27 protein-coding genes are annotated in these 22,681 nt (G+C 61.3%); 12 read left to right on the forward strand and 15 right to left on the reverse strand.

The window, feature by feature from the left end; genetic code table 11:
- Positions 1-2: 2 nt before the first annotated feature.
- The gene (locus CUR33_RS05895; RefSeq protein ID WP_289238984.1) at positions 3-746 is read right to left on the reverse strand and encodes a hypothetical protein; all 744 of its coding nucleotides are present in this window, start codon (positions 744-746) and stop codon (positions 3-5) included.
- Positions 747-854: 108 nt separating this feature from the next.
- Here CUR33_RS05895 and CUR33_RS05900 point away from each other — a divergent pair, with 108 nt between their 5' ends.
- On the forward strand, positions 855-1,181 hold the full coding sequence (locus CUR33_RS05900; protein ID WP_289238985.1) for a DUF3703 domain-containing protein: 327 nt from the start codon (positions 855-857) through the stop codon (positions 1,179-1,181).
- A gap of 83 nt (positions 1,182-1,264) precedes the next feature.
- Positions 1,265-2,737 carry an AMP nucleosidase gene (gene amn, locus CUR33_RS05905; protein WP_160085483.1) on the forward strand — a complete coding sequence of 491 codons (1,473 nt, stop codon included), beginning with the start codon at positions 1,265-1,267 and terminating at the stop codon, positions 2,735-2,737.
- A gap of 4 nt (positions 2,738-2,741) precedes the next feature.
- On the opposite strand, the gene CUR33_RS05910 is transcribed toward amn, so the two are convergent.
- Positions 2,742-3,182, reverse strand: a complete 441-nt coding sequence (locus CUR33_RS05910; RefSeq protein WP_289238986.1) for a GNAT family N-acetyltransferase — start codon at positions 3,180-3,182, stop codon at positions 2,742-2,744.
- A gap of 57 nt (positions 3,183-3,239) precedes the next feature.
- Positions 3,240-4,274 (reverse strand): NADPH-dependent aldehyde reductase Ahr, encoded by a 1,035-nt coding sequence (ahr, locus tag CUR33_RS05915; RefSeq protein ID WP_289238987.1) that lies wholly within the window; start codon positions 4,272-4,274, stop codon positions 3,240-3,242.
- 204 nt (positions 4,275-4,478) lie between these two features.
- Between ahr and CUR33_RS05920 the strand changes: the two genes are divergently transcribed.
- Positions 4,479-5,048, forward strand: coding sequence for a pseudouridine synthase (locus CUR33_RS05920; protein ID WP_289239508.1), 570 nt, complete (start codon positions 4,479-4,481; stop codon positions 5,046-5,048).
- On the opposite strand, the gene CUR33_RS05925 is transcribed toward CUR33_RS05920, so the two are convergent.
- The 5 genes from CUR33_RS05925 to CUR33_RS05945 all read right to left on the reverse strand — a co-directional run bounded on the left by CUR33_RS05925 (position 5,049) and on the right by CUR33_RS05945 (position 8,168).
- Entirely contained in the window at positions 5,049-5,441 is a 393-nt protein-coding gene (locus CUR33_RS05925) for a globin (protein WP_090249193.1), read from the reverse strand.
- Between the two features lie 85 nt (positions 5,442-5,526).
- Complete coding sequence (locus CUR33_RS05930; protein ID WP_090249191.1) at positions 5,527-5,745, reverse strand: DUF2788 domain-containing protein; 219 nt, start codon at positions 5,743-5,745, stop codon at positions 5,527-5,529.
- A 143-nt stretch (positions 5,746-5,888) separates the two neighbouring features.
- The gene (locus CUR33_RS05935; protein WP_090249188.1) at positions 5,889-6,368 is read right to left on the reverse strand and encodes an Lrp/AsnC family transcriptional regulator; all 480 of its coding nucleotides are present in this window, start codon (positions 6,366-6,368) and stop codon (positions 5,889-5,891) included.
- Between the two features lie 385 nt (positions 6,369-6,753).
- Positions 6,754-7,620, reverse strand: coding sequence for a cation diffusion facilitator family transporter (locus CUR33_RS05940; protein WP_448703154.1), 867 nt, complete (start codon positions 7,618-7,620; stop codon positions 6,754-6,756).
- Between the two features lie 128 nt (positions 7,621-7,748).
- Complete coding sequence (locus CUR33_RS05945) at positions 7,749-8,168, reverse strand: polyribonucleotide nucleotidyltransferase (protein WP_090249184.1); 420 nt, start codon at positions 8,166-8,168, stop codon at positions 7,749-7,751.
- A gap of 166 nt (positions 8,169-8,334) precedes the next feature.
- Between CUR33_RS05945 and hrpB the strand changes: the two genes are divergently transcribed.
- A complete protein-coding gene (gene hrpB / locus CUR33_RS05950) occupies positions 8,335-10,869 on the forward strand; it encodes an ATP-dependent helicase HrpB (RefSeq protein WP_289238989.1) in 2,535 nt (844 codons plus the stop codon).
- A 3-nt stretch (positions 10,870-10,872) separates the two neighbouring features.
- On the opposite strand, the gene CUR33_RS05955 is transcribed toward hrpB, so the two are convergent.
- Positions 10,873-11,619, reverse strand: coding sequence for a substrate-binding periplasmic protein (locus CUR33_RS05955; RefSeq protein WP_289238990.1), 747 nt, complete (start codon positions 11,617-11,619; stop codon positions 10,873-10,875).
- Between the two features lie 109 nt (positions 11,620-11,728).
- Entirely contained in the window at positions 11,729-12,820 is a 1,092-nt protein-coding gene (locus CUR33_RS05960; protein WP_289238991.1) for an endonuclease/exonuclease/phosphatase family protein, read from the reverse strand.
- A 101-nt stretch (positions 12,821-12,921) separates the two neighbouring features.
- On the opposite strand from CUR33_RS05960, the gene CUR33_RS05965 reads away from it, so the two are divergent.
- Genes CUR33_RS05965 through CUR33_RS05975 form a run of 3 tightly spaced genes read left to right on the forward strand, consistent with a single transcriptional unit; the run spans position 12,922 to position 14,789 of the window.
- Positions 12,922-13,161 carry a CDGSH iron-sulfur domain-containing protein gene (locus CUR33_RS05965; RefSeq protein ID WP_090249176.1) on the forward strand — a complete coding sequence of 80 codons (240 nt, stop codon included), beginning with the start codon at positions 12,922-12,924 and terminating at the stop codon, positions 13,159-13,161.
- Positions 13,162-13,197: 36 nt separating this feature from the next.
- Complete coding sequence (locus CUR33_RS05970; RefSeq protein ID WP_289238992.1) at positions 13,198-14,043, forward strand: SDR family oxidoreductase; 846 nt, start codon at positions 13,198-13,200, stop codon at positions 14,041-14,043.
- Positions 14,043-14,789: a substrate-binding periplasmic protein gene (locus tag CUR33_RS05975; RefSeq protein WP_289238993.1), complete on the forward strand. Its 747-nt coding sequence runs from the start codon at positions 14,043-14,045 to the stop codon at positions 14,787-14,789. The genes CUR33_RS05970 and CUR33_RS05975 overlap by 1 nt, the downstream gene beginning before the upstream one ends.
- A gap of 19 nt (positions 14,790-14,808) precedes the next feature.
- Here CUR33_RS05975 and CUR33_RS05980 read toward each other — a convergent pair whose 3' ends face one another.
- Together CUR33_RS05980 and CUR33_RS05985 are read right to left on the reverse strand one after the other, a co-directional pair.
- Positions 14,809-15,243, reverse strand: coding sequence for a VOC family protein (locus CUR33_RS05980; RefSeq protein WP_289238994.1), 435 nt, complete (start codon positions 15,241-15,243; stop codon positions 14,809-14,811).
- A 30-nt stretch (positions 15,244-15,273) separates the two neighbouring features.
- Entirely contained in the window at positions 15,274-15,936 is a 663-nt protein-coding gene (locus CUR33_RS05985) for a YciC family protein (protein WP_289238995.1), read from the reverse strand.
- A 133-nt stretch (positions 15,937-16,069) separates the two neighbouring features.
- Here CUR33_RS05985 and CUR33_RS05990 point away from each other — a divergent pair, with 133 nt between their 5' ends.
- From CUR33_RS05990 to CUR33_RS06000, 3 genes are all read left to right on the forward strand, one after another.
- Positions 16,070-16,549 carry an NYN domain-containing protein gene (locus tag CUR33_RS05990; protein WP_108489414.1) on the forward strand — a complete coding sequence of 160 codons (480 nt, stop codon included), beginning with the start codon at positions 16,070-16,072 and terminating at the stop codon, positions 16,547-16,549.
- 3 nt (positions 16,550-16,552) lie between these two features.
- Positions 16,553-17,179, forward strand: coding sequence for a 3'-5' exonuclease (locus tag CUR33_RS05995; protein WP_289238996.1), 627 nt, complete (start codon positions 16,553-16,555; stop codon positions 17,177-17,179).
- A 106-nt stretch (positions 17,180-17,285) separates the two neighbouring features.
- A complete protein-coding gene (locus CUR33_RS06000) occupies positions 17,286-17,462 on the forward strand; it encodes a DUF6435 family protein (protein ID WP_289238997.1) in 177 nt (58 codons plus the stop codon).
- A gap of 62 nt (positions 17,463-17,524) precedes the next feature.
- Here the strand turns inward: CUR33_RS06000 and CUR33_RS06005 are convergent, their stop codons facing one another.
- Together CUR33_RS06005 and CUR33_RS06010 are read right to left on the reverse strand one after the other, a co-directional pair.
- Positions 17,525-18,490: a hypothetical protein gene (locus tag CUR33_RS06005; RefSeq protein WP_289238998.1), complete on the reverse strand. Its 966-nt coding sequence runs from the start codon at positions 18,488-18,490 to the stop codon at positions 17,525-17,527.
- A 119-nt stretch (positions 18,491-18,609) separates the two neighbouring features.
- Positions 18,610-19,515, reverse strand: a complete 906-nt coding sequence (locus CUR33_RS06010) for a GlxA family transcriptional regulator (RefSeq protein WP_167144274.1) — start codon at positions 19,513-19,515, stop codon at positions 18,610-18,612.
- A gap of 240 nt (positions 19,516-19,755) precedes the next feature.
- Between CUR33_RS06010 and CUR33_RS06015 the strand changes: the two genes are divergently transcribed.
- Positions 19,756-20,892 (forward strand): acyl-CoA dehydrogenase family protein, encoded by a 1,137-nt coding sequence (locus tag CUR33_RS06015; RefSeq protein WP_289238999.1) that lies wholly within the window; start codon positions 19,756-19,758, stop codon positions 20,890-20,892.
- 59 nt (positions 20,893-20,951) lie between these two features.
- Here CUR33_RS06015 and CUR33_RS06020 read toward each other — a convergent pair whose 3' ends face one another.
- On the reverse strand, positions 20,952-21,989 hold the full coding sequence (locus CUR33_RS06020; protein WP_289239000.1) for an NADP(H)-dependent aldo-keto reductase: 1,038 nt from the start codon (positions 21,987-21,989) through the stop codon (positions 20,952-20,954).
- A 249-nt stretch (positions 21,990-22,238) separates the two neighbouring features.
- Between CUR33_RS06020 and rplM the strand changes: the two genes are divergently transcribed.
- A complete protein-coding gene (gene rplM, locus CUR33_RS06025) occupies positions 22,239-22,667 on the forward strand; it encodes a 50S ribosomal protein L13 (RefSeq protein ID WP_090249152.1) in 429 nt (142 codons plus the stop codon).
- Positions 22,668-22,681 lie beyond the last annotated feature (14 nt).

A 22,681-nucleotide genomic window follows, 5' to 3' on the forward strand; every position in this document is an offset into this window, starting at 1 on the left:
GACTACTGGCGGCGCTGCCAGATCAGCTTGCCGGTGTTGCTCTCAGTGACCAGGTACTGGTCGCTGAAGCGATAGTAGGCGGCAGGCTGATAGTCACTGCGACCCTGCATCTGCACTTCTAAAAGGCCGTTGTTGCTCTGCCAGCGGCCGCTGTATTGCAGCTCGCCAGGGCTGTCGTAGTTCCAGTCGGCGCCACCTGCCACACTGCGCGTCCACTGCGAAACGCTGCCGTCATCACTCAGTTGCAGAATCATCTGGGTGGTCATTGAGGCGAAATTGGCACCGCCGCTGTTGATGATCTTCTCGTGTACCCAAGTGCCGATCAGCGCCGGATCGCGTGTGGCGCTGCTGCTTGGACTACTGCTTGACGCTGCCGCTGCAGCGTTAAGGTTCTGCCGGTGAAACAGCGCCTTGCGCTCCAGGGTGGCCCCGGTCGTCGGGTTGCGTGCGGCAATATGGGCGTTGAGCATGCCATTGGCGTAAGTGGCGTTCATATTGGCGATCAACTGGCCAGATTGCGCATCACTGATCTGAGCCCGGAGCAGTTGCCCGTCAAAGGTGCCGCTGATCTGCAGGTGCAGCCTGCCACCTTCCACATATTCCCCCGTGACCTGCTGGCCCTGGCTGCGCAGGTGCATTTCGGCTGGCTGGCCGTCCAGCGTCGTCAAGTAATGGCCGTCTAGGTTATCGGCCAGCAGAAAACTGGGTAACAGACAAAGCACAAGGGTGAGCAGCGCGCGCGGCATGAGTGTTCCTTAGACAATTGGCTGACAGAAGATTAGCAACGGATGCTTGACCTGGGTGCCGCCCCGCATTTGCAGACTGGCAACGCAGCTGAATAGAGGAGCGTTGCCATGACCCGTGAACAAGCCTTCTGGCAGGAATACCAACTGGCCCGTGCTCAGCGCGGTATTGATCCGGCTACCGAGCTGCGCCATCTGGAGCGGGCGCATATTCTCGGTCAGCGTTATTTCAGCGAACACTTACGCAGCCATTTATGGATGCTCGCTTGGGCCTGGCGCCAGCGTGATTGGGCCGAGGGCCTGGCGCAACTGCTGCGCATACCCGGTAGCCTGGGTTCGCTGCTGGGGCTGTTTCCCCTGGGAAATCCGGGCACACGGCGCGTCGGCCCGCTGACCCCGCAGGCTGTGCCCGAGGATCTGCAGGCGCTACTCAAGTAGCCTGCGCGGGCAACGTCGCGCTATCGCAAGCGCGGCGGATCAGGGCAAGATAGAGCCATTCCGATCAGCCAGGAAGGTGCCTTGTGAACCCTTGTTCCGATGACTTTATTGTCGCCAACACCGCTGAAGAAGCAGTGGATCGTCTGGCCGCCTTGCACCTGCAGGCGACCACGGGCTTGAGTCAGGCGCTCAAGCGCTACCTGAAAGAGCGCGTCAAGCCGGATGCCGCTCAGCAGTGCCAGTTCCGCTACCCCGAGTTGCGTCTGGTCTACCTGTGTCAGGGCGAAGTGCCGACCACCGTGCGTGCCTACGCCAAGGTGCAGGTGCCGGGCACCTACAGCATCACCGTCACCCACCCGGCAGCGTTTCGTAAATACCTGCTGGAGCAGCTGCGCCCTCTGATGAGCGACTTCACCGTGCGTGTGGAAGTGGGCATCAGCCAGCAGAACATTCCTTATCCGTACGTGGTCGAACAGGGCGATGAGCTGGCCGGCTCCGGGGTAACCGCCGCCGAGTTGGCGCGGGTGTTCCCCAGTACCGATCTGTCCGCCGCCACCGACGGTACAGCCGATGGCCTGTACGACTGGGAAAACACCGACCCGCTGCCGCTGGCGCTGTTCGACGCGGCGCGGGTGGACTTCTCCCTGCGTCGTCTGGTGCATTACACCGGCAGCGACTGGCGGCATGTGCAGCCGTGGATTCTGCTGACCAACTACCACCGCTACGTCGACCAATTTATTCGCCATGGTCTGGACATGCTGGTGGGTGAGTCGCGCTTCAACCGCATGGTGCTGCCGGGCAACGTGGTGATCGAGCGCGGCATGGCCGAAGGCGAGATGCAGGCGATTATCGAGAACGTCATCTGGCACCGCTACCAGATGCCGGCCTACCACCTGCAGGCTGAGGACGGCCACGGCATTACCTTGGTCAACATCGGTGTCGGCCCATCCAACGCCAAGAACATCACCGATCACCTGGCTGTGCTGCGTCCGCATTGCTGGCTGATGATTGGCCACTGTGGCGGCCTGCGTCAGTCGCAGACCATTGGCGACTACGTGCTGGCTCACGCCTATATGCGCCGCGACGGCATTCTTGATCGCGTGCTGCCGCCGCATATCCCACTGCCTGCCCTGGCCGAGGTGCAGCAGGCGTTGCAGGAAGCGGCCAAGTTGGTGACCGGTGAAGAGGGCGATGAGCTGAAGAAGCGTCTGCGTACCGGCACCGTGCTGACCTACGACGACCGCAACTGGGAACTGCGCTGGGCCCAGGAGCGGCCGTTGATCAACCTGTCCCGCGCCGTGGCCGTGGACATGGAAAGCGGCACCATCGCCGCGCAAGGTTATCGCCTGCGCGTGCCCTATGGCACGCTGCTGTGCGTGTCCGACAAACCACTGCACAGCGAGATCAAACTGCCGGGTGCGGCCGGTGCCTTCTATGAGCGCGCGGTCACCCAGCACCTGCATATCGGTATCACCGCGCTGGAACTGATGCGCAGCCAGCTCAACTCGCTACACTCGCGCAAGCTGCGCAGCTTTGATGAGCCGCCGTTCCGCTAACGCATCAAGCGAGGCGCAGGTGCAGAATCGGGAAAGGCCGCCCGCCGCCATCCAGCGGTGAGCGGCCTTCGACTGCAAAGCCCTGGCTCAGGTAGAAACCCAGCGCCTGGAGGTTCTGCTCATTGACGTCGACCTGGTGTGCGCCGAGGCGTACCACTGCGTCGTTGAGCAGTGCTCGACCAATGCCCATGCCGTGGTACTGCGGGTCAACGAACAGCATCTCGACCTTGCCTTCGGCATAGCCGAGAAAACCGGCGATCGTGCCATCGTCGCCACGCATGCAACTGAGCTGAACCAGGGGGAAGTACTGCTCGATCAGTAAGGGTTTGAGCAGCTGAATATCGTGCTCTTCGAGGAAGTCATGGGTAGCGCGTACGGCTGCTTCCCACACTTCAAGCAAGCGCGGGAAGTCGGTGGCGCGGGGTGTTTCGATCGGGTGCGGCATGTGTGGCTCAGCGGCGGTGAAAAAGGGGCAAATCATGCAGCTGATTTGCCCCCGCTGTCACTTGCTGGCGTCCAGCACCACGCGGTAACGCGCTTTGCCGGCACGCAGGTGGTCAATGGCGTCGTTGACCTTGCTCATGGGGAAGTGCTCGACCTGCGGCAGGATTTGATGGCGCGCGCAGAACTCGAGCATTTTCGCCATGTTGGCCGGTGAGCCAACCGGTGAGCCAGACAGGCTCTTCTGCTTGGGAATCAGGTTGAATACATGCACCGGGATCGCGCTGGGTACGATGCCGACAAAGTGCAACCGGCCTTTACCACGTAGGGTGCCGATCATAGCGCTCCAGTCCAAGTCGGCACTGGCAGTGACCAGCAGGAAATCCAGGCTGCCGGCAATCGCTTTCAGCGCTGCGCTATCGGTCGAGGCCACCACCTTGTGTGCGCCCAGGCGTTTGGCTTCTTCCTGTTTGCTCAGTGAAGACGTGAAGGCGGTGACTTCGCAGCCCCAAGCATTGAGGAAACCCAGCGCCAGGTGACCGAGGCCTCCGATACCGACCACGCCAACCTTATCGGTGGGCTTCACGTCGAAGTCCAGCAGTGGGCTGAACACCGTGGAGCCGGCGCAGAACAGTGGGCCGACCAGCGCAGGGTCAAGGCCGTCGGGCAGTGCTACGGCCCAGGCCCAATGGCTGCGCAGGCGATCAGCGAAACCGCCGTTGCTGCCGACAATCGTCGGTTTTACTGTGCCGCACAGCTGGTGCGAGCCTTCCATACAGGAGCTGCAATGCATGCAGCTGCCCTTGTACCAGCCGATACCGACGCGCTGGCCGAGCTTGAGGCCGCGGGCCTGTGGGCCGAGGCGCACCACGGTGCCGACTACTTCATGGCCAGGGATAAAGGGGTAGCGCGCATTGCCCCACTCGTTGTCGATCATCGACTGGTCGGAGTGGCAAATGCCGCAGTATTCCACCGCCACCTCCACTTCTTCAGCGCCCAGTGGGCCGGGGTCATAACTGTGCAGTTCGAGGGGCGCGCCGGGTGCTTTGGCAGCCCAACCGGTAAAGGTGTCGACGATGGATTCGGACGAACTCATAACAATGGCCTCGGGACAGGAAACACAACTTTGCCAGCATAGCCCGCTACGCCGTTGCAGGCTGCGCGGATCACTCAGACTGATAGTCCAACCGTGGCCTCGGTTACACTGGCCGACTCGTAACCTGTTGTTGGATCACCTATGTCGCGCCCACCTCGCCCAGCGTCTTCTCGTCCGCACAGCGGTAAACCTGCGGTGCGCCGCGTGGCCAAGGCGCCACCCGCTGAGCCGCGTTTGCTGGTGCTGAACAAACCCTTTGACGTGCTGACCCAGTTCAATGATGACCAGGGCCGCGCCACCCTCAAGGATTTTGTCGATGTGCCCGGCGTCTACCCGGCCGGTCGGCTGGACCGTGATAGCGAAGGTCTGTTGCTGCTGACCAATGACGGCGGCCTGCAGGCACGCATCGCCGATCCCAAGCACAAGCTGGCGAAAACCTATTGGGTGCAGGTAGAGGGCGAACCGAACGACGTGCAATTGCAGCAGCTGCGTGACGGCGTGCAGTTAAATGACGGCCCAACCCTGCCGGCCGAAGCACGGTTACTGGATGAGCCGCAGTTGTGGGAGCGCAACCCGCCGGTGCGCTTTCGTAAAAGCATCCCGACGGCCTGGCTTGAGCTGGTGATTCGCGAGGGGCGCAACCGTCAGGTACGCCGTATGACCGCCGCTGTTGGGCTGCCAACGCTGCGCCTGGTGCGCGTGCGTATCGGCACGTTCAGCCTGGATGATTTGCAGCCGGGGCAGTGGCGCGAAGTGCCGGCCCGGCTGGATTGATCAGTAACCAGCTTTGATAACAGCGATGCCTTTATCCAACACCTCATTCCAGGCGTTGCGGGTTTCGTTGCAGTACTGCTGATCATGCTCGCCGATGGTTTGTAGCAACGCTTGCTGCCACAGCACATACAGCTCTGGGCGGATGTCCATGGCGGCGCGGGAGTGGCTGCAGCCCAGGGCGCGCAGCTTGGTGTCAGGCATGCCGCGGGCATGCATCACCAGGTTGAGAATGCCCTGACGCAGCAGGAGCTTTTGTCCGTTCATCTCGGTATTGGCGAACTTCTCGCGCACCTCGGGTGAGCTGGCGAGGAAGTGCCGGTAAAAACTGTCGAAAAAATCTGGGCTGGCGCAGCAGCGGCCATAGCTCTGCATCACCCGGTCGGTAGGGGACATGAATGCTCCTGAGAGAAGGCGGAAAGGCGCATTCTAGAGCAGTTTGCTGCGGCTTGGTGTGCAGTGGTCGGCGCGGGGCAGCTTTCTAGCCGTGGATGCCGCGACTTGCTTCGATGATGTAGGTGATGACCGGTTTGGCAAGGAAGGCAAACAGGCACAGGCCCAGGCCGAGGAACAGGATGGCGGTGCCCAGGCGGCCGGCTTTGGAGGTTTTTGCCAGGTCCCAGATGATGAAGAACATAAACACCATCAGCCCGCCGACTAGGGCGTACATCATCAGGGATTCGAACTGTTCGGTTTCCATTCGGGCCTCGTGAACCTGCAGGTGCTCGGCTGGGTGCCGACCAGCGCTATGCGAAGCGCATGAAAGGACGGCCATCGCACAGAGGCCGCGATTATACGCACCATCGGCGGCTCTGCCAGCCGACCACGGCCAAAGTGCGGCGATCAGCCGCGCAGGTGCTGTAACGGCAGCTGAGTGCTGGAGAGAATCTGTTGCAGCACAAAGCTGGAGCGTACGCTGGAAACACCCTCGATGCGGGTCAGGGTACCCAGTAGCAGTTTCTGGTAATGATCCATGTCCGGCACCACCACCTTGAGCTGGTAGTCCGCGTCCATCCCTGTCACCAGGCAGCATTCCAGCACTTGCGGGCATTTGCGGATTTCTTCCTGAAAATGCTCAAAGCGTTCCGGGGTGTGCTTGTCCATGCCAATCAGCACGTAGGCAGTCAGCGTCAGGCCGAGCTGTTTACGGTCGAGCAGGGCGACCTGGCCGAGGATATAACCATCGTCTTCGAGCTGTTTAACCCGCCGCGAGCAAGGGGAGGGCGACAGGCCGATGCGTTCGGCCAGGTCCTGGTTGGACAGGGTGGCGTCGCGCTGCAATTCAGCGAGGATATTCAGGTCGTAACGATCAAGTCTGTTCATCTTTATCCTGCTTTCGTTATTCGGTTGTTCAGAATGATGCGCTTGTGGTGATTAATTGCGCAAGTGGTGGGTATTTCAGCAATGTTCGCAATCTTTCACTGCGTTGGCAGGCGTAAGCTTTACCTCAACTTCAAGGCCCGGACGACACGTCCAGCCGCCTCGCCCAATCAGGTGAGCGGTCGCCGCCGATCCAACCGGATCGTCACGGCACCCGGGTTCGCACTGCCCAACCAGGTAGGCGAAGAAAAGGCGTTACCATCGCCACAATGACGGACACGCAAAAAAGGGGAAGGCCTGCAGGCCTTCCCCTTTTTTGTGCCCGCTGTCTTCGGCTGCGCGCCGCTAAACATGGTGTCAGGCGACTCCTGTTACCTGCTCGCTACCTTCAAGAGACCGCAGCTGGCGGTGCCACATTGCTCGGGTCGGCGTGTACCAGTACCTCGGCGCGGGGGAACTCGCTGCGGATCGCCGCTTCAACCTGATCGCACAGGCCGTGGGCATGCTGCAGGCTCAACTCGCCCGGCAGCTCCACATGCAGCTGCACAAACCAGTGGGTGCCGGAGAGCCGCGTGCGCAAGTCATGCACGCCCAGCACGCCGGGCACGGCGCAGGCCAGGCTGTGCATCTGTGCGCTGATCTGCGGATCGAGCTCCTGATCCATCAGCACGGTGGCGGCTTCGCGGACGATGCTGATGGCGCTCCAGAAGATATACAGCGCAATGCCGATACCGAAGATGGCGTCCAGTTGCGGCCAGCCGTAACTAGCCAGCAGCAATGCCAGAAGGATGCTGCTGTTGAGTAACAGGTCCGAGCGGTAGTGCAGCGAATCGGCGCGAATCGCGGTGGAGCCGGTCAGTTTCACCACATGGTTCTGAAACATCAGCAGGGCGATGGTCACCGCCAGCGACAGTAGCATCACCGCGATGCCCAGGGCCGGTGCACCAATCGGTTCGGGACTGAGCAGGCGGTCGATGGCGTGACTGCCGACTAAGATTGCGCTGGCGCCGATAAACAGCGCCTGGCCCAGGCCAGCCAGGGCTTCGGCCTTACCGTGACCGTAGCGGTGATCCTCATCGGCCGGGCGCAGGGCGTAGTGCACGGCGATCAGGTTGAGCAGCGAGGCGGCGCCATCAAGCAGCGAGTCGGTCAGCCCCGCCAGCAGGCTGACCGAACCGCTGAGCCACCAGGCAATGGCTTTGGCCAGTGCCAGCGTAAGTGCCGCCGCCAGTGCGGCGAAGGTCGCCAGGCGCATCAGGCGGGCGTGTTGCGGTTGTATGTTCACGGGCTATCCAGAATTGGGCGAGTTCTGCCAAGGCTAGCGCTAAATAACAAAAGCCCGTCGGAAAACGGGCTTTTAGTTTGGGCTTGCTGGTGCCGGGCTTAGGCTGCTGGGCGCAGACCATAGGCTGCCAGTTGCTCCGCACTGCCGCTGTGCTGAATCAGACGCGGGTCATCAAGCGGCAGGCTGTGGCCCGTTTGCACTTCGATCAGTGCCTTGAGCTTGATCGGATCGACCTTGCCGTCAGCATCCACCACATTCTGCAGGTCTTGCGGGTCAACTTGCGAGGTCAGGCCGCCCGGTAGGTAGATCGCGCCGGTGGCGAAGTCGATACCAAAGGCGATCAGTCCTGGGATCACATAGAACAGGATGCCGATAGCGTTGAGTCCAGCGACCATGGGGTCGATGCGGCCTTCGATCTGGCCGCGGCGATCCGGGAAGAACAGGGTGCCGCAGGCGGTCAGTTGGGTGAGCAGCGCGGCGACGATAAGGCCACCGATAACGCGGGTTTGGGTGCGCATTGAACATCTCCATGGAAAAAGTGGCGCAACTATACCAATGCCTGTATTGCAATGCCGCTGCGTCAGGCGCTGCCAGCGCTATTTCGCGCAGCCATACCTAACACTCAGACAGCGCCAATGCTCTACAGGTTCGCCGTTATAATCCCGCGCCTTGAATGGAGCCCGCATGAATTCCCTGCCAATCGATGTGCTGCTGCCTGAACTGTGTCAGGCCCTTGCCCTGCGTGACGAAGCGGTGCTCGAAGCGCCGCCCGGTGCCGGCAAGACCACCCGCGTGCCGCTGGCGCTGCTGACCCAGCCCTGGCTGGCCGGGCAGACCATCATCATGCTTGAGCCTCGGCGGTTGGCGGCGCGCGCTGCGGCCGAGCGCCTGGCCAGTGAGCTGGGTGAGGCGGTGGGGGAAACCGTCGGTTATCGCATCCGCCTGGACAGCAAGGTCGGCCCGCGCACCCGTATCGAAGTGGTCACCGAAGGCATTCTGGCGCGGCGGCTGCAGGACGACCCGGCGCTGGAAGGCGTCGGTCTGGTGATCTTCGATGAATTTCATGAGCGCAGTCTGGATGCGGACCTGGCGCTGGCGCTGTGCCTGAATGGTCGAGCGATGTTTCGTGGTGCGGACTCCGGCGAACTGCCGCTCAAGGTGCTGCTGATGTCGGCAACCCTTGAAGGTGAGCGGTTGGCGGGCCTGCTCGGCGATGCGCCGGTGCTGCGCAGCGAAGGGCGGATGTTCCCCGTGGATATCCGCTGGGGCGCGCCCTGGCAGGCGGGCGAGTGGGTCGAGCCGAAAGTGCTGCAGACCATCCTGCAGGCGCTGGCCGATGAACCGGGCAGCCTGCTGGTGTTTCTACCGGGGCAGGCGGAGATTCGCCGGGTCAACGAACAACTGGCAGAGTCCCTGGCCGGACGGCGCGATGTTCTGCTCTGCCCGCTGCATGGCGAACTGGATCTTAGCGCCCAGCGCACTGCCATCGAGCCTTCACCGCCGGGCCTGCGCAAGGTGGTGCTGGCGACCAACATCGCCGAAACCAGCCTGACCATCGATGGCGTGCGTGTGGTAATCGATGCCGGCCTGGCGCGGGTGCCGCGTTTTGACCCGAACAGCGGCATGACCCGCCTGGACACCCAGCGTATTTCCCGCGCCTCGGCCACTCAGCGCAGCGGGCGTGCTGGGCGCTTGCAACCGGGCGTCTGTTATCGGCTGTGGTCGCAGGCGCAGCATGAGCAATTGGCGGCATACGGCACGGCGGAGATGCTCCAGGCCGACCTTGCCGGCCTGGCCTTGCAATTGGTGCGCTGGGGCGTGCAGCCGGCCGAACTGGTCTGGCTTGATCCGCCGCCGGCAGCCGCCTATGCCCAGGCTTTGGAGCTGTTGGGACGGCTGGGCGCGGTGGATGCTCAAGGCAAATTGACCGCTCACGGTCAGGCCATGGCTGAGCTGCCGACTCATCCACGTATCGCCCATCTGCTGCTGCGCGGTCAGGAGTTGGGCCTTGGCCCATTGGCCTGCGATCTGGCTGCGTTGCTCGGCGAACGCGACATTCTGCGTGGCGCGGGCGCTGATCTGCACAGCCGATTGGCCTTGCTGGCGGGTGAGTCACGCGGCGCGCGCGGCAGTCAGGGCGGGGTGCAGCGCGCCCGGCAACTGGCCCGGCAGTTTCAGGGGTACCTCAAGCGCCGGCCCAGCCCGCAGGCAGTCAGCGATCCCGAGCATCCGCGCTGGCTGGGCGCGTTGCTGGCGTTTGCCTACCCGGATCGCATCGCTCAGCAGCGGCGTGACGGCGGCGCGGAATACCGTTTGGCCAACGGCCGTGCAGCGCTGTTTACCGAAGTCGATGGCCTGATGAAACACAGCTGGCTGGTGGTGGCGGACCTGGGCAGTCGTCAGGGGCAGCGTGAAGAGCGTATCTACCTGGCCGCTGAGCTGGAACCAAAGCTATTCGAGGGGGTGCTGGCTGAGCAGGTCAGCAACCTGGACGTGCTGGATTGGGATGACCGCGAAGGCGCCCTGCGCGCCGAACGCCAGCGCAAGGTCGGTGAGCTGGTGTTGTCACGCGAGGCGTTGACCGGGCTCGATGCGCAACAGCGCAGTCGCGCCCTGCTCGGCCTGGTGCGGCGCAAGGGCCTGGCGCTGCTGCCCTGGACGCCGGAGCTGCGCCAGTGGCAGGCGCGGGTGGCGTTGCTGCGCACGCTGGATCTGGCCAGCAAAGACGCCAGCGAATGGCCCGATGTCAGTGATACCACCTTGCTGGCGACGCTGGAGAGTTGGCTACAGCCCTATCTGGATAACGTCACCCGGCTCAGTCACTTCGCCAATCTGGATTTGCCCAGCCTGTTGCTGAACCTGCTGCCCTGGCCGCTGCCGCAACGTCTGGATGAGTTGGCGCCGCGCAGCGTGCAGGTGCCGTCTGGTTCGCGCATCAGTCTGGATTACAGCGAGCAGCCGCCGGTGTTGGCGGTGCGCTTGCAGGAGCTGTTCGGTCTGGCCGATACGCCACGCATTGCCGGCGGTCGCCAGGTGGTCAAGTTGCACCTGCTGTCGCCGGCGAGGCGGCCAGTGCAGGTGACTCAGGATCTGGCCAACTTCTGGCGCAGCACCTATGCCGAGGTGAAGAAAGACCTCAAGGGCAGGTACCCGAAACACTACTGGCCGGATGATCCGCTGATCGCCGAGCCCACCGCGCGGGCCAAACCGCGTAAGTAGGCCTCAGGGCAGGCGCAGGTCTTCGCCGGCCGCCTGAAGCTCGGCATAGGCCCGATCCAGCGCATCGCGCAGGGCTTCGGCGCCGGGGGCTTTATTGGACACAATCAGCTTCAGCGGGATGCGCTGCAGCTCCACATACGGCAGCTCGGACATGCCCAGGCGTTTGCGCGCCTGCTCCACCGGGGTTTGGTAATCGAGAAGGAAGTCGCCGCGACGGCGCTGGAGCATTTCCAATGCGGCGGTGTGGGTGCCGGTGCGGTGTTGCTCTACGGCCAGCTGCGGGTCGTTGAGCATTTCGTTGACCGGCTGCCAGTAGGTGTAGCCGCTGATCATGATCACCCCGCGGCCCTTAAGGTCCTCGGGCAGGCGCGGCATCAGGGTGTCCCGGCGGAAATACAGGTTGAGCACGATCTCGCCCAACAGGGTTTGGGTTTCCAGGGTGTGCTCGCGCAATTCCAGTTTGCCCGGTGCGCCCGGCCAGACCTGTACGCTGCCATCCTGAATAGCGTTGTACAGCCGTGCGCTGGGGTAGGAGCGTAGTGTGGTGCGATAGCCCGCATGTTCCAGCAGGCGTTTGCTCAACTGCAATATGGCGCCTTTGGCGCGCCCTTGGCTGTCCGTGTAGGAATAAGGTGGAAACTCGTAATACCCCACGTGCACCAATGGTCGCGAATCATCGGCGGCAGAAGCGGCGAGGCTGGCGCTGCAGTGCAAGGCTACAGCCAGCGCGAGGCAGAGAAATCGTGGCATCAAATGGGTACGTACTGCGGCTATCTGCCGTCTTTTCGTTATAAAAATGTCACACAACCCGAGCATGGCTAACTGCCAGCAGTTTTGTCCAGTGACTTGCTGAAAAAGCTTAGTCCAGCGTCGGCAGCAGCAGGCGGGCGAGCACCGGCAGGTGGTCAGAAATGCCTAAGCTGTCGCGTTGGCGTACCTGGCTGTCGAGTAGCGTCAGCTGTGGGCTGTGGAACAGGTAGTCGAGGGTACGATCCGGGCCAGTCACTGCCGGATCGTTGGGGTAATGGGTGTACCAGCGCGTCTGTTCTGCGCCGCTGGCCTGCTCCAGGCTCGGCACCATCGGGTAGCGCTCAGCCAGTTGCTGCAACTCACTGGTGGGGCTGTACCAGCTGCGCTGGTTCTCAGGCAGGCGCTGGTACTGGCCGGTAGGCAACAGGTTGAAGTCGCCGCCGATCACCCAGGGTTTGCCGTCGGCCTGGAGCTGGTCGAGCAGGCTGCGGGTCATGGCCACTTGGCGCTGCATGGTGTCATTACCTTGGGCGAAGGCATCCAGATGGGTGTTGATGGCGACCAGTTCGCCACCGCCACGCACGGGTAGGTGACTGACCAGCAAGGCACGCTTGAGGTTGAATTGGCGGCTGATCAGGTTGGCGGGCATCAGCGGCAGTTGCAGGCGTTCGGCGTGGGATATCTGGAAGCGGCTGAGGGTGCCCAGCTGCATGCCGACGCTGCCGAGAATCTGGGGGTGCGGCACAAAGGCTGCTTTCCAGTAATAAGCCTGGCTGCTGCACGGATACAGGTCACTTAAACGCTCGTGCAACAGTGCGAGCTGGTTCTGATAGTCCGTGGCTTTGGCCCCGTTGTGCAGTTCTTGCAGCAGGACGATATCGGGCTGCTCGTCACGCAGAATGCGGGCGACTTCATCCAGGGTAAACGCCAAGTCTTGCGCGCTGGGGCGCTGGTCGGGGCCGTTGCCACCGACCAGGTCGTACCAGAACACATAGCGCTTGCCGGCCAGGTATTGGATATTCCAGGTCATCACTTTCAGGGCCTGGCCGGGTTGCAGTTGCGGCGCGCTGGTCTGGCAGCTCACGGGGGCGGCTTCGCGGGCGTCTGGGTGCCAGGTCAGGCTGTAGACCAGTGCCGCCAGCACGCAGCACAGGCTGGCCATGCTGAGCAGGAGAAGGCGCAGGAATCGGGGCAGGGGCATAAACAGGGTCGCCGGCAGGTGAACTATGCTGTGGGAGCATACCGGAGATGGCTGATGCTGCCGATGTTGCAGCGCCTTGCTCGGGTGCTTCAGGAGGTCACATGACTCACCCAACGATTGCTCAGCGCAGCCCATATGCGGTGGCGGTCACCGCCGGCAACGACTACTTCTGGTGCCGCTGCGGGCTCAGCGCCGCACAGCCGTTCTGCGACGGCAAGCATAAAGGCAGCGGTTTCACCCCGTTGAAGTTCCACGCAGACGAGGACGCCACCCTGTACTTCTGTGGCTGCAAGCACACCCAGATACCGCCTTGTTGCGATGGCAGCCATAACAGGTTGTAGTAACCGCTTTTGCAGTCACTGGGTTGGAGGCAGGTTATGTACCGCAAGGTGTTCGCCAACAAGGTATTCGACCGCAAAGTTGTGGCGATTACGGGTGGCTGTGCCGGTATTGGCCGCGCGCTGGCCATGCGCTTGGCACAGGCCGGCGCACGGCTGGTGATCTTTGATCTGCAGCAGCAGGCGCTCGACAGCCTGGTGCAGCACCTGGCCGATCATCACAACGCTGAGGCCCTGGGCGTGCTCTGTGATGTGGCCGATGCAGCGGCAGTTGAGCGGGCGATGGCGCTGACCGTCGAGCGTTTTGGCGGCATTGATGTTCTGGTCAATAACGCCGGCATTACCCACCGCAGCAGCTTTGCCGACACCGAGCTAGCCGTGTTTCAGCGGATTATGGCGGTCAACTATTTTGGCGCGCTGCACTGCACCAAGTCCGCGCTGCCCAGCCTGATCGCCCGCGGCGGGCAGATCATCGTGCTCAGCTCTCTCTCAGGCTTTGCGCCGCTGCTTTATCGCAGTGCCTATAACTCCAGCAAGCATGCCCTGCATGGTCTGTTTGAAACCCTGCGCTATGAGCTGAAGGGCTCCGGGGTCAATGTGATGCTGGTGTGTCCTGGCTTTACTGCTACCGACCTGCGCAAGAATGCTTTGGTCGGCGATGGTTCGGTGGCCGCGCAACCGCCGTTGGCAATGGGCAAGGTGGCCTCGCCGCAGGATGTCGCCGAGGCGATCTATCAAGGCGCCTTGAAGCGTCGTCGGCTGCTGGTGTTGTCAAATGTCGACTGGCGCGCGCGGGTGCTGGCGCGGTTCTTCCCACGGCTGTTCGAGCGTGTGCTGCTGCCGCGCCTGTCCGGCTTGAAACCGCAGCGTGCGGGAAGGTCCTGATGCGCCGCGCATGGCCCTTTTTACTGCTGTTGCTCGGTGCGCCGCTACACGCCGAGGAGCCGCCTGCGTTGCGGGTCATGACCGATATCTGGCCACCGTTCCGTATGCAGGAAGGTGATGGCCCGCTAACGGGGCTAGACATTGATGTGCTCGAGCAACTCACTGAGCGCACCGGGTTGCGCTTCGACGTCCAGCGTGCGCCCTGGGCGCGCGGCTTGGCGGCTCTGCAGAACGGCAAGGCGGACTTGATGACGGGGTTGGCGAAAACCCCGGAGCGTGAGGGCTATATCCACTATCTCGAACAGCCTTACTACGCTTGTGCGCCGCGTTTCTATGCTGCACCGGCGCAGGCCAAGGCGCTGCAGAGCTATAGGCAGCTGGCCAGCCTGACGATTGGTCATGTGCTGGAGTCGGCGTACTTCGAGCCGTTTGATTCAGATCCGCAACTGCGTAAAACCGCGGTCAATACTGAAGGGCAGTTACTGGAAATGCTGGTGCGTGGCCGCTTGCAAACGGTGATCGGCACCGATTGTCAGGTCGACTACGAATTGCGCGATGCGCGCTGGAATGGCCATATCGCCAAAGCGGTGTTTCAGCCCGAAGCACGCACCGATTTGTACATTGGCTTCTCCCGCCAGCGTGGCTTGCAGGCGCAGTATCAGCAGGTAAGCGAAGCACTGGCGCAGATGCAGGCTGAAGGCTGGATCGCCAAGGCGGCGCAGCGTTATCAGTCCACCGCGCCTTGAGCTGCAACAGCCTCAGCCATCAATGCTCGTGTGGCTCGATATACACCTCGTAGATCATTTCCAGATCCCAGAACGCTGCTTCGATCTTGTGGCCATCCAGATCGCGAACAAAGCAGCCGTAATAGGGCTCGCCATATTCTGCGCGAGGGCCGGGAGCGCCTTCATCGCTGGCGCCAGCTTCCAGGGCTGCCTGGTAGAAATCGTGCACGGCGGCCTTGTTCGATGCGACAAAGCCGAAGTGGCTGCCATTGCCGATGCTTGCCGGTTTGCCGTTGATCGGCGTCTGCACCCAGAACTCCGGGTATTCGCGGCCATAGGCGACTGCGCCAGGGTGGGCAAGTACGCGCTTGCAGCCGAGGGTGGCGAGCACCTGATCGTAGAAGGCGGTGACCTTGTCGAATTGATTGGTGCCGATGGAAATATGCGAAAGGATGCTCGGGTTGGCGTCAGCCATGGCTCTGTCCTCCTTGAGTGTTGCTGGCGTTCACTCGACTTCGGGCTGGGCGCTGCGCAGCATAAATAGACGAAACAGCACGACGCTTGAGAATAGTTGTAAAAAGCGACTTGCGCAGTCGAGCAGCAGGCTCGCAAGGGCGTTGTCGGCCAAGATCTCGTTGGAGTGACTCCAGCCGTCGAGCAGCCACAGCGGCAGCATGACAATCAGGATGCAACCGAGCATAGGCCAGAAGTAACCGCTGCTCAGTTGGAAGCTCTCGTGCAGCGCCTTCATCGGGCTCAGACCGCGCAACACCAGCAGGTACTCGGCAAACGCCAGTTTGACCATCAGCCAGATTCCCGGCAGCACGAACAGCGAAGCGCCGAGCAGAACCGCCAAGGTATTGAGTCCCGCCAGCAGAGCGAAACTTGGCCACAGCCGTAGGCTGGCTGCCAGCAGATCGCGGGCGCGCGGCTGCTGGCCTTGGCTGCGTGCGTCGAGGAATAGAATCAGCGCGGCGCTATATAACGGGTAGAACAGCAAACCGGCGAGCAGGCGCCAGAGGGTGGCGGATTCGGCGGCCACCAGGCTGGTGACCTGCTGCAGCAACAAGCCTTCGAGCACGATCAACGGCAGGCACAGGCGGGCAATCGCCACCAGGTTATGGCTGAAGAAATACCAGGAGTCGCGCAGAGCGGAGGTCATATTCATGGTGGGCGCGTGTTGAGTCTGAGAGTCGCCACTCTAGCCGATTGCCCCAGGCGCTCCAATTTATGCCGGCTTTGCTAGTGCCTTGCTTCTGGCATACTGCCCGGCGCTTATTGCCCTGCCATGAGGATTACCGGTGAAGAAGATCGCCGTATTCGCCGATGTACAGAACCTCTATTACACCGTGCGCCAGGCCTATGGTTGCCATTTCAACTACGCCGCGCTGTGGGCCGATATCAGTCAGCATGGGCAGATTGTCGAAGCTTATGCCTACGCTATCGACCGAGGCGATCAGAAGCAGCAGCAGTTTCAGCAGATCCTCCGCAACCTCGGCTTTACCGTGAAGCTCAAGCCGTTTATCCAGCGCAGCGACGGCTCGGCCAAGGGCGATTGGGATGTAGGCATCACCATCGACATCATGGACGCCGCGCCGCGCGTCGATGAAGTGGTGCTGGCCTCAGGCGATGGCGACTTCGATCTGCTGCTGGACAAAATTCGCGGCAGTTATGGCGTCGAGGCCGTGGCCTATGGCGTGCCAGGGCTGACTGCGCAATCGCTGGTGCGCGCCGCCAGCCGCTATGTGCCGATCGACGGCGCACTGCTGCTGAGAAACTGATTGATGCTTGCCGACTCCATCGCCGTACTCGACTTTGAAACCACTGGCATGTCGCCGGCCCAGCAGGCGCGTGCCACCGAAATCGGTGTGGTAATCGTCGAGGGTGGGCAGATCGTCGCGCGCTACCAGAGCCTGATGAACAGCGGCGCCTGGGTGCCGCCGTTTATCGAACAGCTCACCGGCATCAGCAACGCCATGCTGCGCACCGCTCCGCCTGCCGCGCAGGTGATGCAGGAGGTAGCGGAGTTTGTAGGCGACCGCCCGCTGCTGGCGCATAACGCCAGCTTCGATCAGAAGTTCTGGGACGCCGAGTTGGCACTGATTCGCCGTCGCCGCGTGCAGCCGTTTGCCTGTTCTTTGTTGCTGTCGCGTCGTCTGTTACCGATGGCGCCGAGCCACAAGCTGGGCAATCTCAACCAGTGGATTGGTCTGCCCGATACTGGCAAGGCGCACCGGGCGCTGGCAGATGCCGAGATGGCGGCCAACCTGACCTGCTTTATGGCGGCGTTGCTGCGTGAGCGCCATGGCATTGCCGAGATTTCCCATGAGCTGCTGTGCAACCTGCAGCGAGTGCCCGCCGCGAAGATGTCGCTGGCGTTGCAGAAAATTCGTGATCACGCCTTTGGCTGACGATGCTTTTAGCGGCTTGTTACATCTGCGTCTCAACCACGGCGCGTGGCTGAATTAAGCTGGACAGGCACCTATCCGGGGCTCTTTGTCGACAGAGGCACACAGCATGTTCGGTTTGTTTAAAAGCGATCCCGCCAAGAAACTACGTAAGCAATACAGTGCCAAGTTGGAAGAGGCGATGCAGGCGCAGCGTAATGGTGATATCCGCAGCTATTCGATGCTGACGGAAGAAGCACAGGCGTTGTGGGCGCTGTTGGAGCCCCTGGAGCGGGCCAAGCAATAAGTTGTCGATGTAAAAATCAAAAAAGGCTGCCATGAGGCAGCCTTTTTGCGTTTCGGTGGGGCTTAGTTTTGCGCCAGCTTCTGCTCGTATTGGGCGAGCATTTTCTGTGCGTGAGCCACTTCCAGGGCTTCCATGGCGTTGATCGGCTTGATCGCTACCGCGCGCTTGAGGTGTTGCAGTGCCTTGTCCTGCTCGTCGTCGCCGTACACATAGGTCAGGGCGTTGGCGTATTCGTAGTGGCCGATGGGCAGATTGTCCTGGGCCTTGAAGCTGCGGCTGAAGTATTTCTCCATGTTGTCAGCGCTGACGCCGTAGGTCATGCGTCCGACCATCTTGCCGACCTTGCGAATTACCCCAGCCTCGTAGCCGCCATACAGGGCCAAAGCAAAGGGTTGTTGCGGGTGCTTGGCCAGCAGGGCCTTGAGTTCGTCAGGAATCTGCGAGGTGTAGCCGCGCTTGAGTACTACCGGTACTGACAGCTCTTCACCCAGGCGCGCCTTGGCGTACACCCGGCCGAATTGCGCCACCGTATCGGCCTGAACCAGCTCGCCGGCCTGGTCGGTGTAAGTGATCACCTCTTCCAGCAGCTTGTGCTTCTCGGCCTGGTCGGGCACCAGGAACATGGCATACACCACCTGGGCAAACATCGCCGGGATCTGCCCGCCAACACCCAAGGCCAGGCCCTGTTGCTTGGCCTCGGCGAAATCACCACGGAACATCAACCGCCAGACATCCTGCAGCTTGGCCGCGTAAACCTCGGCTTCTTCCGGCTTGCCAGTGAAGCCGGTGTTGGCCAGCACGGTTTTTTCCAGCGCCTGAGGGTGTGTGGTGGCCATAGTCACCACCCAGTCAGCGTCGGGGAAGGGGTAGTTGGCGCCAAAGCCGCGTGTTAGTTGCGGCCAGGCTTGGCGCAGTTTGTCGCCTGAGTAGTCGTAGGCGCTTTGGTCGTAGGGGAAGGGTTTCCAGTTGTCAGCGGCGACAGCGCTGAAACTGCAGGCGGCAAGTAAGGCGATAAGTGTGCGGCGCATGGCGATGACCTGATTGTTGTAGGTATGCGCTGATCATAGAGTGCTGCCGCCCGCACCCCACCCATCCAAGGATGAGTTGCGCGGGTTTTCAGTGCGTCGGGCCTGCTGCTGTGCCGATCTTAAGCATGGCTGTCCTTGTGCTGGAACTGTCGGCGGTACTGGTTGGGTGACAGTTCCGTGTGCTGACGGAACAAACGGGCGAAGAAGCTGGCATCGTCGTAACCCACTTCATAGCTGATGGTCTTGATGCTTTTGCGGGTGGCGCTGAGCAGACCTTTGGCGGTTTCGATACGCAGGCGTTGCAGGTAGTGCAGCGGCTTATCGCCGGTAGCGGTCTGGAACCGGCGCATAAAGTTACGGATGCTCATGCCGTGCTCGCGGGCGACATCTTCGAAGCGGAACTTGTCGGCGAAGTGATCCTCCAGCCATTGCTGGATCTGCAGGATGGTCATGTCGTGGTGCAGCTTCTGCCCGCCAAAGCCGATGCGCCCAGGGGCGTAATTGCGCTGCACTTCATACAGAATGTCGCGGGCCACACCCTGGGCCACGCTGGCGCCGCAGAAGCGTTCGATCAGGTAAATGTAGAGGTCGCAGGCCGAGGTCACGCCGCCGGCGCAATACAGGTTGTCAGCGTCCGACAGGTGTTTTTCCTGATTGAGCAGTACCTTGGGGAAGCGCTCGGCAAACTCGTTGAAGAAGCGCCAATAGGTGGTCGCTTCCTTACCGTCGAGTAGGCCGGCTTGGGCCATCCAGAACACCCCGGTGGCTTCGCCGCAGATTGCGCTGCCGGCGGCATGGCGCTGTTTCAGCCAGCTGAGCACTTGCGGGTGGCGCTGGCACAGGGCGTCGAAGTCATCCCAGAAGGCCGGCAGGATGATCACGTCGGCATCTGCCAGTGCGCCGTCGACCGGGATCAGCACATCACTGAAACTGCGTACGGGCTTGCCGTCCGGGCTGACTAGATGGATTTCAAAGGTCGGTGTCAGGCCTCGGCCCTGCTGTTTGCCGTAGCGCAGGCTGGCCATGTGAAAGAAGTCTTTGGCCTGCATCAGGGTCGAGGCAAACACACCCTCGGTTGCAAGAATGCTGACGCGGTGCAACGGCGCTGGTGACGGATTCGGCATATATATTGTTCTTATTAAGGCTAAGTGGTCATGAGCTGGCTGGATCGTCTTATTTTTTGGCGCTTGTGTCCAGTGTGACCAAGCGTTTGCTTGGCTAAAGTCGAGGCCACTTTAAAACCGCTCTATCAAGCAGGTGTTGCCATGATCCCTAGAACGATTTTCAGCTCCGAACACGAACAGTTTCGCGACAGCGTGCGCAAGTTCCTTGAGCAGGAAGCCGTGCCTTTCCACCATCAATGGGAAAAGGATGGGCATATCGACCGTGCGCTCTGGAACAAGGCGGGGGAGGCGGGGATGCTCTGCTCGCATATCCCGGAAGAGTACGGTGGCATGGCGGCGGATTTTCTCTACAGCACCGTGGTGATCGAGGAGGTCGGCCGCCTGGGCTTAACTGGCATCGGTTTCTCCCTGCATTCGGACATCGTTGCGCCCTACATCCTGCATTACGGCACCGAGGCGCAGAAACTGCATTACCTGCCAAAACTGGTGTCTGGAGAGATGGTCACCGCCATCGCCATGACCGAGCCCGGTGCCGGCTCCGACCTGCAAGGCGTGAAAACCACCGCGGTGCTGGATGGTGATGAATACGTGATCAATGGCTCGAAGACTTTTATCACCAACGGTTTTCTGGCTGATTTGGTAATCGTGGTGGCCAAGACCGATCCGAAGGCTGGCGCCAAGGGCACTAGCCTGTTCCTGGTCGAGGCTAATACACCGGGCTTCTCCAAAGGCAAGCGCCTGGAAAAGGTCGGCATGAAGGCCCAGGACACCTCCGAGCTGTTCTTCCAGGATGTGCGCGTACCGAAGGAAAATCTGCTGGGCCAAGCCGGCATGGGCTTCGCCTATTTAATGCAAGAGCTGCCGCAGGAGCGTCTGACCGTCGGTGTCGGCGCCTTGTCCTCGGCCGAGGCGGCGCTGCAGTGGACCCTGGAGTACACCCGCGAGCGCAAGGCCTTCGGCAAGCCGATTGGTGACTTCCAGAACACCCGCTTCAAGCTGGCGGAAATGGCCACGGAAATCCAGATCGGCCGGGTGTTTGTCGACCGCTGCCTGGAGCTGCATCTGCAGGGCAAGCTGGATGTGCCGACCGCCGCCATGCTCAAGTACTGGGGCACCGATCTGCAGTGCAAGGTGCTCGATGAGTGCGTGCAGCTACACGGCGGCTACGGCTATATGTGGGAATACCCGGTGGCGCGCGCCTGGGCCGATGCGCGGGTGCAGCGCATCTATGCGGGTACCAACGAGATCATGAAAGAGATCATCGCCCGTTCGCTGTGATCGAATGCTGAATAAAAAAGCCCGGCTATTGCCGGGCTTTTTTATGTCTCGCGCACTGATTAGGGGGCTGGGTTGGGTTGGGCTTTGTGAATCGCTTCGATAGCAGTTAGCACCTCGGCAGAGAGCTTCAGTTCACTGCTGGCCAGGTTGCTGTCCAGTTGCTCCAGGCTGGTCGCACCGATGATGTTGCTGGTGACGAAGGGTTGCGCGGTGACAAAGGCCAAGGCCATCTGGGCTGGATCCAGGCCATGCTCACGCGCCAGGGCGACATAGCGTGCGCAGGCACTTTCCGATTCCGGGTTGGTGTAGCGGGTGAAGCGGCTAAACAGGCTGATTCGCGCATTGGTCGGGCGCGCGCCGTCAGCGTACTTGCCGGAGAGCATGCCGAAGGCCAGGGGCGAGTAAGCGAGCAGGCCGCATTGTTCGCGGATGGCGATTTCTGCCAGGCCCACTTCGAAGCTGCGGTTGAGCAGGTTGTAGGGGTTCTGGATCGATACGCTGCGCGGCCAGCCACGTTGTTCGGCCAGCCGCAGGAACGTCATGGTGCCCCAGGGCGTTTCATTGGACAGGCCGATATGGCGAATCTTGCCGGCCTTGACCTGTTCATCCAGGGCTTCGAGGGTTTCCTCCAGTGGCGTGAAATCGTTGTCCTGATGGCAGTAGCCGAGCTGGCCGAAATAGTTGGTCGGGCGTTCCGGCCAGTGCAGTTGGTAGAGGTCGATCCAGTCGGTTTGCAGACGTTTTAGGCTGGCATCCAGCGCTTGGGCGATATGCGCGCGGTTGTGTTTGAGCTGACCGTCGCGGATATAGCCGATGCCATTGCCAGGGCCGGCGATCTTGCTGGCCAGCACCCAGTCGGCACGTTCACCGCGCTTTTTGAAGTAGTCACCGATGATTTGTTCGGTCTTGCTGTAGGTTTCGGCACGCGGCGGTACCGGGTACATCTCGGCGGTATCGATGAAATTTACCCCGTAGGCCTTGGCGCGTTCGATCTGGGCGAAGCCCTCGCTAGAGCTGTTCTGTTCGCCCCAGGTCATGGTGCCCAGGCATAGACTGCTGACCTTGAGATCGGTGCGGCCGAGTTGACGGTAATCCATTGCTAGCTCCTTGAGAAAAGCGGGTCGGCATAATCGTGTTGAAATTCTCCGCGCAATCTGCATAATTGCGCACCTCTTTCTGCAGTGGAAGTGATGCGCCGCCTGCCGAAGAATCTTGCCGTATTACGGACGCGCTGACCCGAGCCCCCGATAGCGCCTGTTTTCGGCTGCCTTTGACTTGTCAAAGTACGCACTATTCAGTAAGATCCGCCGTCTTATTTATCAGGGCGGCCCCTGAGGCTATAAAGAATGAAAACTTTTACTGCTAAACCGGAAACAGTTAAGCGCGACTGGTTTGTCGTCGACGCTGCAGGTCAGACCCTGGGTCGTCTGGCTACCGAAGTTGCAAGCCGTCTGCGTGGCAAGCACAAGCCTGAATACACTCCGCACGTTGATACCGGTGACTACATCGTCATCATCAACGCTGAGCAGATTCGCGTTACCGGTGCCAAGACCACTGACAAGATGTACTACTCCCACTCCGGTTTCCCGGGCGGCATCAAGTCGATCAACTTCGAGAAGCTGATCGCTAAAGCCCCTGAGCGCGTGATCGAGACCGCGGTTAAAGGCATGCTGCCGAAGAACCCGCTGGGTCGCGACATGTATCGTAAGCTGAAAGTGTATGCGGGCGCTGCTCACCCCCACACTGCTCAGCAGCCCCAAGAACTGAAGTTTTAACGGAATAGTTCATT

Source organism: Pseudomonas sp. FEMGT703P (genome assembly GCF_002786345.1).
GTDB classification, from domain to species: domain Bacteria; phylum Pseudomonadota; class Gammaproteobacteria; order Pseudomonadales; family Pseudomonadaceae; genus Aquipseudomonas; species Aquipseudomonas peli.

Bases quoted from the DNA above. Each gene is read 5' to 3' on its own strand.
- CUR33_RS05930 (WP_090249191.1), bottom strand. From the start codon at position 5,745: ATGGAAACCGAACAGTTCGAATCCCTGATGATGTACGCCCTAGTCGGC.
- CUR33_RS05955 (WP_289238990.1), bottom strand. From the start codon at position 11,619: ATGCCACGATTTCTCTGCCTCGCGCTGGCTGTAGCCTTGCACTGCAGC.
- CUR33_RS05985 (WP_289238995.1), bottom strand. From the start codon at position 15,936: ATGAATATGACCTCCGCTCTGCGCGACTCCTGGTATTTCTTCAGCCAT.
- CUR33_RS05940 (WP_448703154.1), bottom strand. From the start codon at position 7,620: ATGCGCCTGGCGACCTTCGCCGCACTGGCGGCGGCACTTACGCTGGCA.
- ahr (WP_289238987.1), bottom strand. From the start codon at position 4,274: ATGAGTTCGTCCGAATCCATCGTCGACACCTTTACCGGTTGGGCTGCC.
- CUR33_RS05970 (WP_289238992.1), top strand. From the start codon at position 13,198: ATGTACCGCAAGGTGTTCGCCAACAAGGTATTCGACCGCAAAGTTGTG.
- CUR33_RS05975 (WP_289238993.1), top strand. From the start codon at position 14,043: ATGCGCCGCGCATGGCCCTTTTTACTGCTGTTGCTCGGTGCGCCGCTA.
- CUR33_RS06010 (WP_167144274.1), bottom strand. From the start codon at position 19,515: ATGGCCAGCCTGCGCTACGGCAAACAGCAGGGCCGAGGCCTGACACCG.
- rplM (WP_090249152.1), top strand. From the start codon at position 22,239: ATGAAAACTTTTACTGCTAAACCGGAAACAGTTAAGCGCGACTGGTTT.
- CUR33_RS05900 (WP_289238985.1), top strand. From the start codon at position 855: ATGACCCGTGAACAAGCCTTCTGGCAGGAATACCAACTGGCCCGTGCT.
- CUR33_RS06015 (WP_289238999.1), top strand. From the start codon at position 19,756: ATGATCCCTAGAACGATTTTCAGCTCCGAACACGAACAGTTTCGCGAC.
- hrpB (WP_289238989.1), top strand. From the start codon at position 8,335: ATGAATTCCCTGCCAATCGATGTGCTGCTGCCTGAACTGTGTCAGGCC.
- CUR33_RS06005 (WP_289238998.1), bottom strand. From the start codon at position 18,490: ATGCGCCGCACACTTATCGCCTTACTTGCCGCCTGCAGTTTCAGCGCT.
- CUR33_RS05995 (WP_289238996.1), top strand. From the start codon at position 16,553: ATGCTTGCCGACTCCATCGCCGTACTCGACTTTGAAACCACTGGCATG.
- CUR33_RS05945 (WP_090249184.1), bottom strand. From the start codon at position 8,168: ATGCGCACCCAAACCCGCGTTATCGGTGGCCTTATCGTCGCCGCGCTG.
- CUR33_RS05980 (WP_289238994.1), bottom strand. From the start codon at position 15,243: ATGGCTGACGCCAACCCGAGCATCCTTTCGCATATTTCCATCGGCACC.
- CUR33_RS05925 (WP_090249193.1), bottom strand. From the start codon at position 5,441: ATGTCCCCTACCGACCGGGTGATGCAGAGCTATGGCCGCTGCTGCGCC.
- CUR33_RS05960 (WP_289238991.1), bottom strand. From the start codon at position 12,820: ATGCCCCTGCCCCGATTCCTGCGCCTTCTCCTGCTCAGCATGGCCAGC.
- CUR33_RS06000 (WP_289238997.1), top strand. From the start codon at position 17,286: ATGTTCGGTTTGTTTAAAAGCGATCCCGCCAAGAAACTACGTAAGCAA.
- CUR33_RS05895 (WP_289238984.1), bottom strand. From the start codon at position 746: ATGCCGCGCGCGCTGCTCACCCTTGTGCTTTGTCTGTTACCCAGTTTT.
- CUR33_RS06020 (WP_289239000.1), bottom strand. From the start codon at position 21,989: ATGGATTACCGTCAACTCGGCCGCACCGATCTCAAGGTCAGCAGTCTA.
- CUR33_RS05935 (WP_090249188.1), bottom strand. From the start codon at position 6,368: ATGAACAGACTTGATCGTTACGACCTGAATATCCTCGCTGAATTGCAG.
- CUR33_RS05965 (WP_090249176.1), top strand. From the start codon at position 12,922: ATGACTCACCCAACGATTGCTCAGCGCAGCCCATATGCGGTGGCGGTC.
- CUR33_RS05910 (WP_289238986.1), bottom strand. From the start codon at position 3,182: ATGCCGCACCCGATCGAAACACCCCGCGCCACCGACTTCCCGCGCTTG.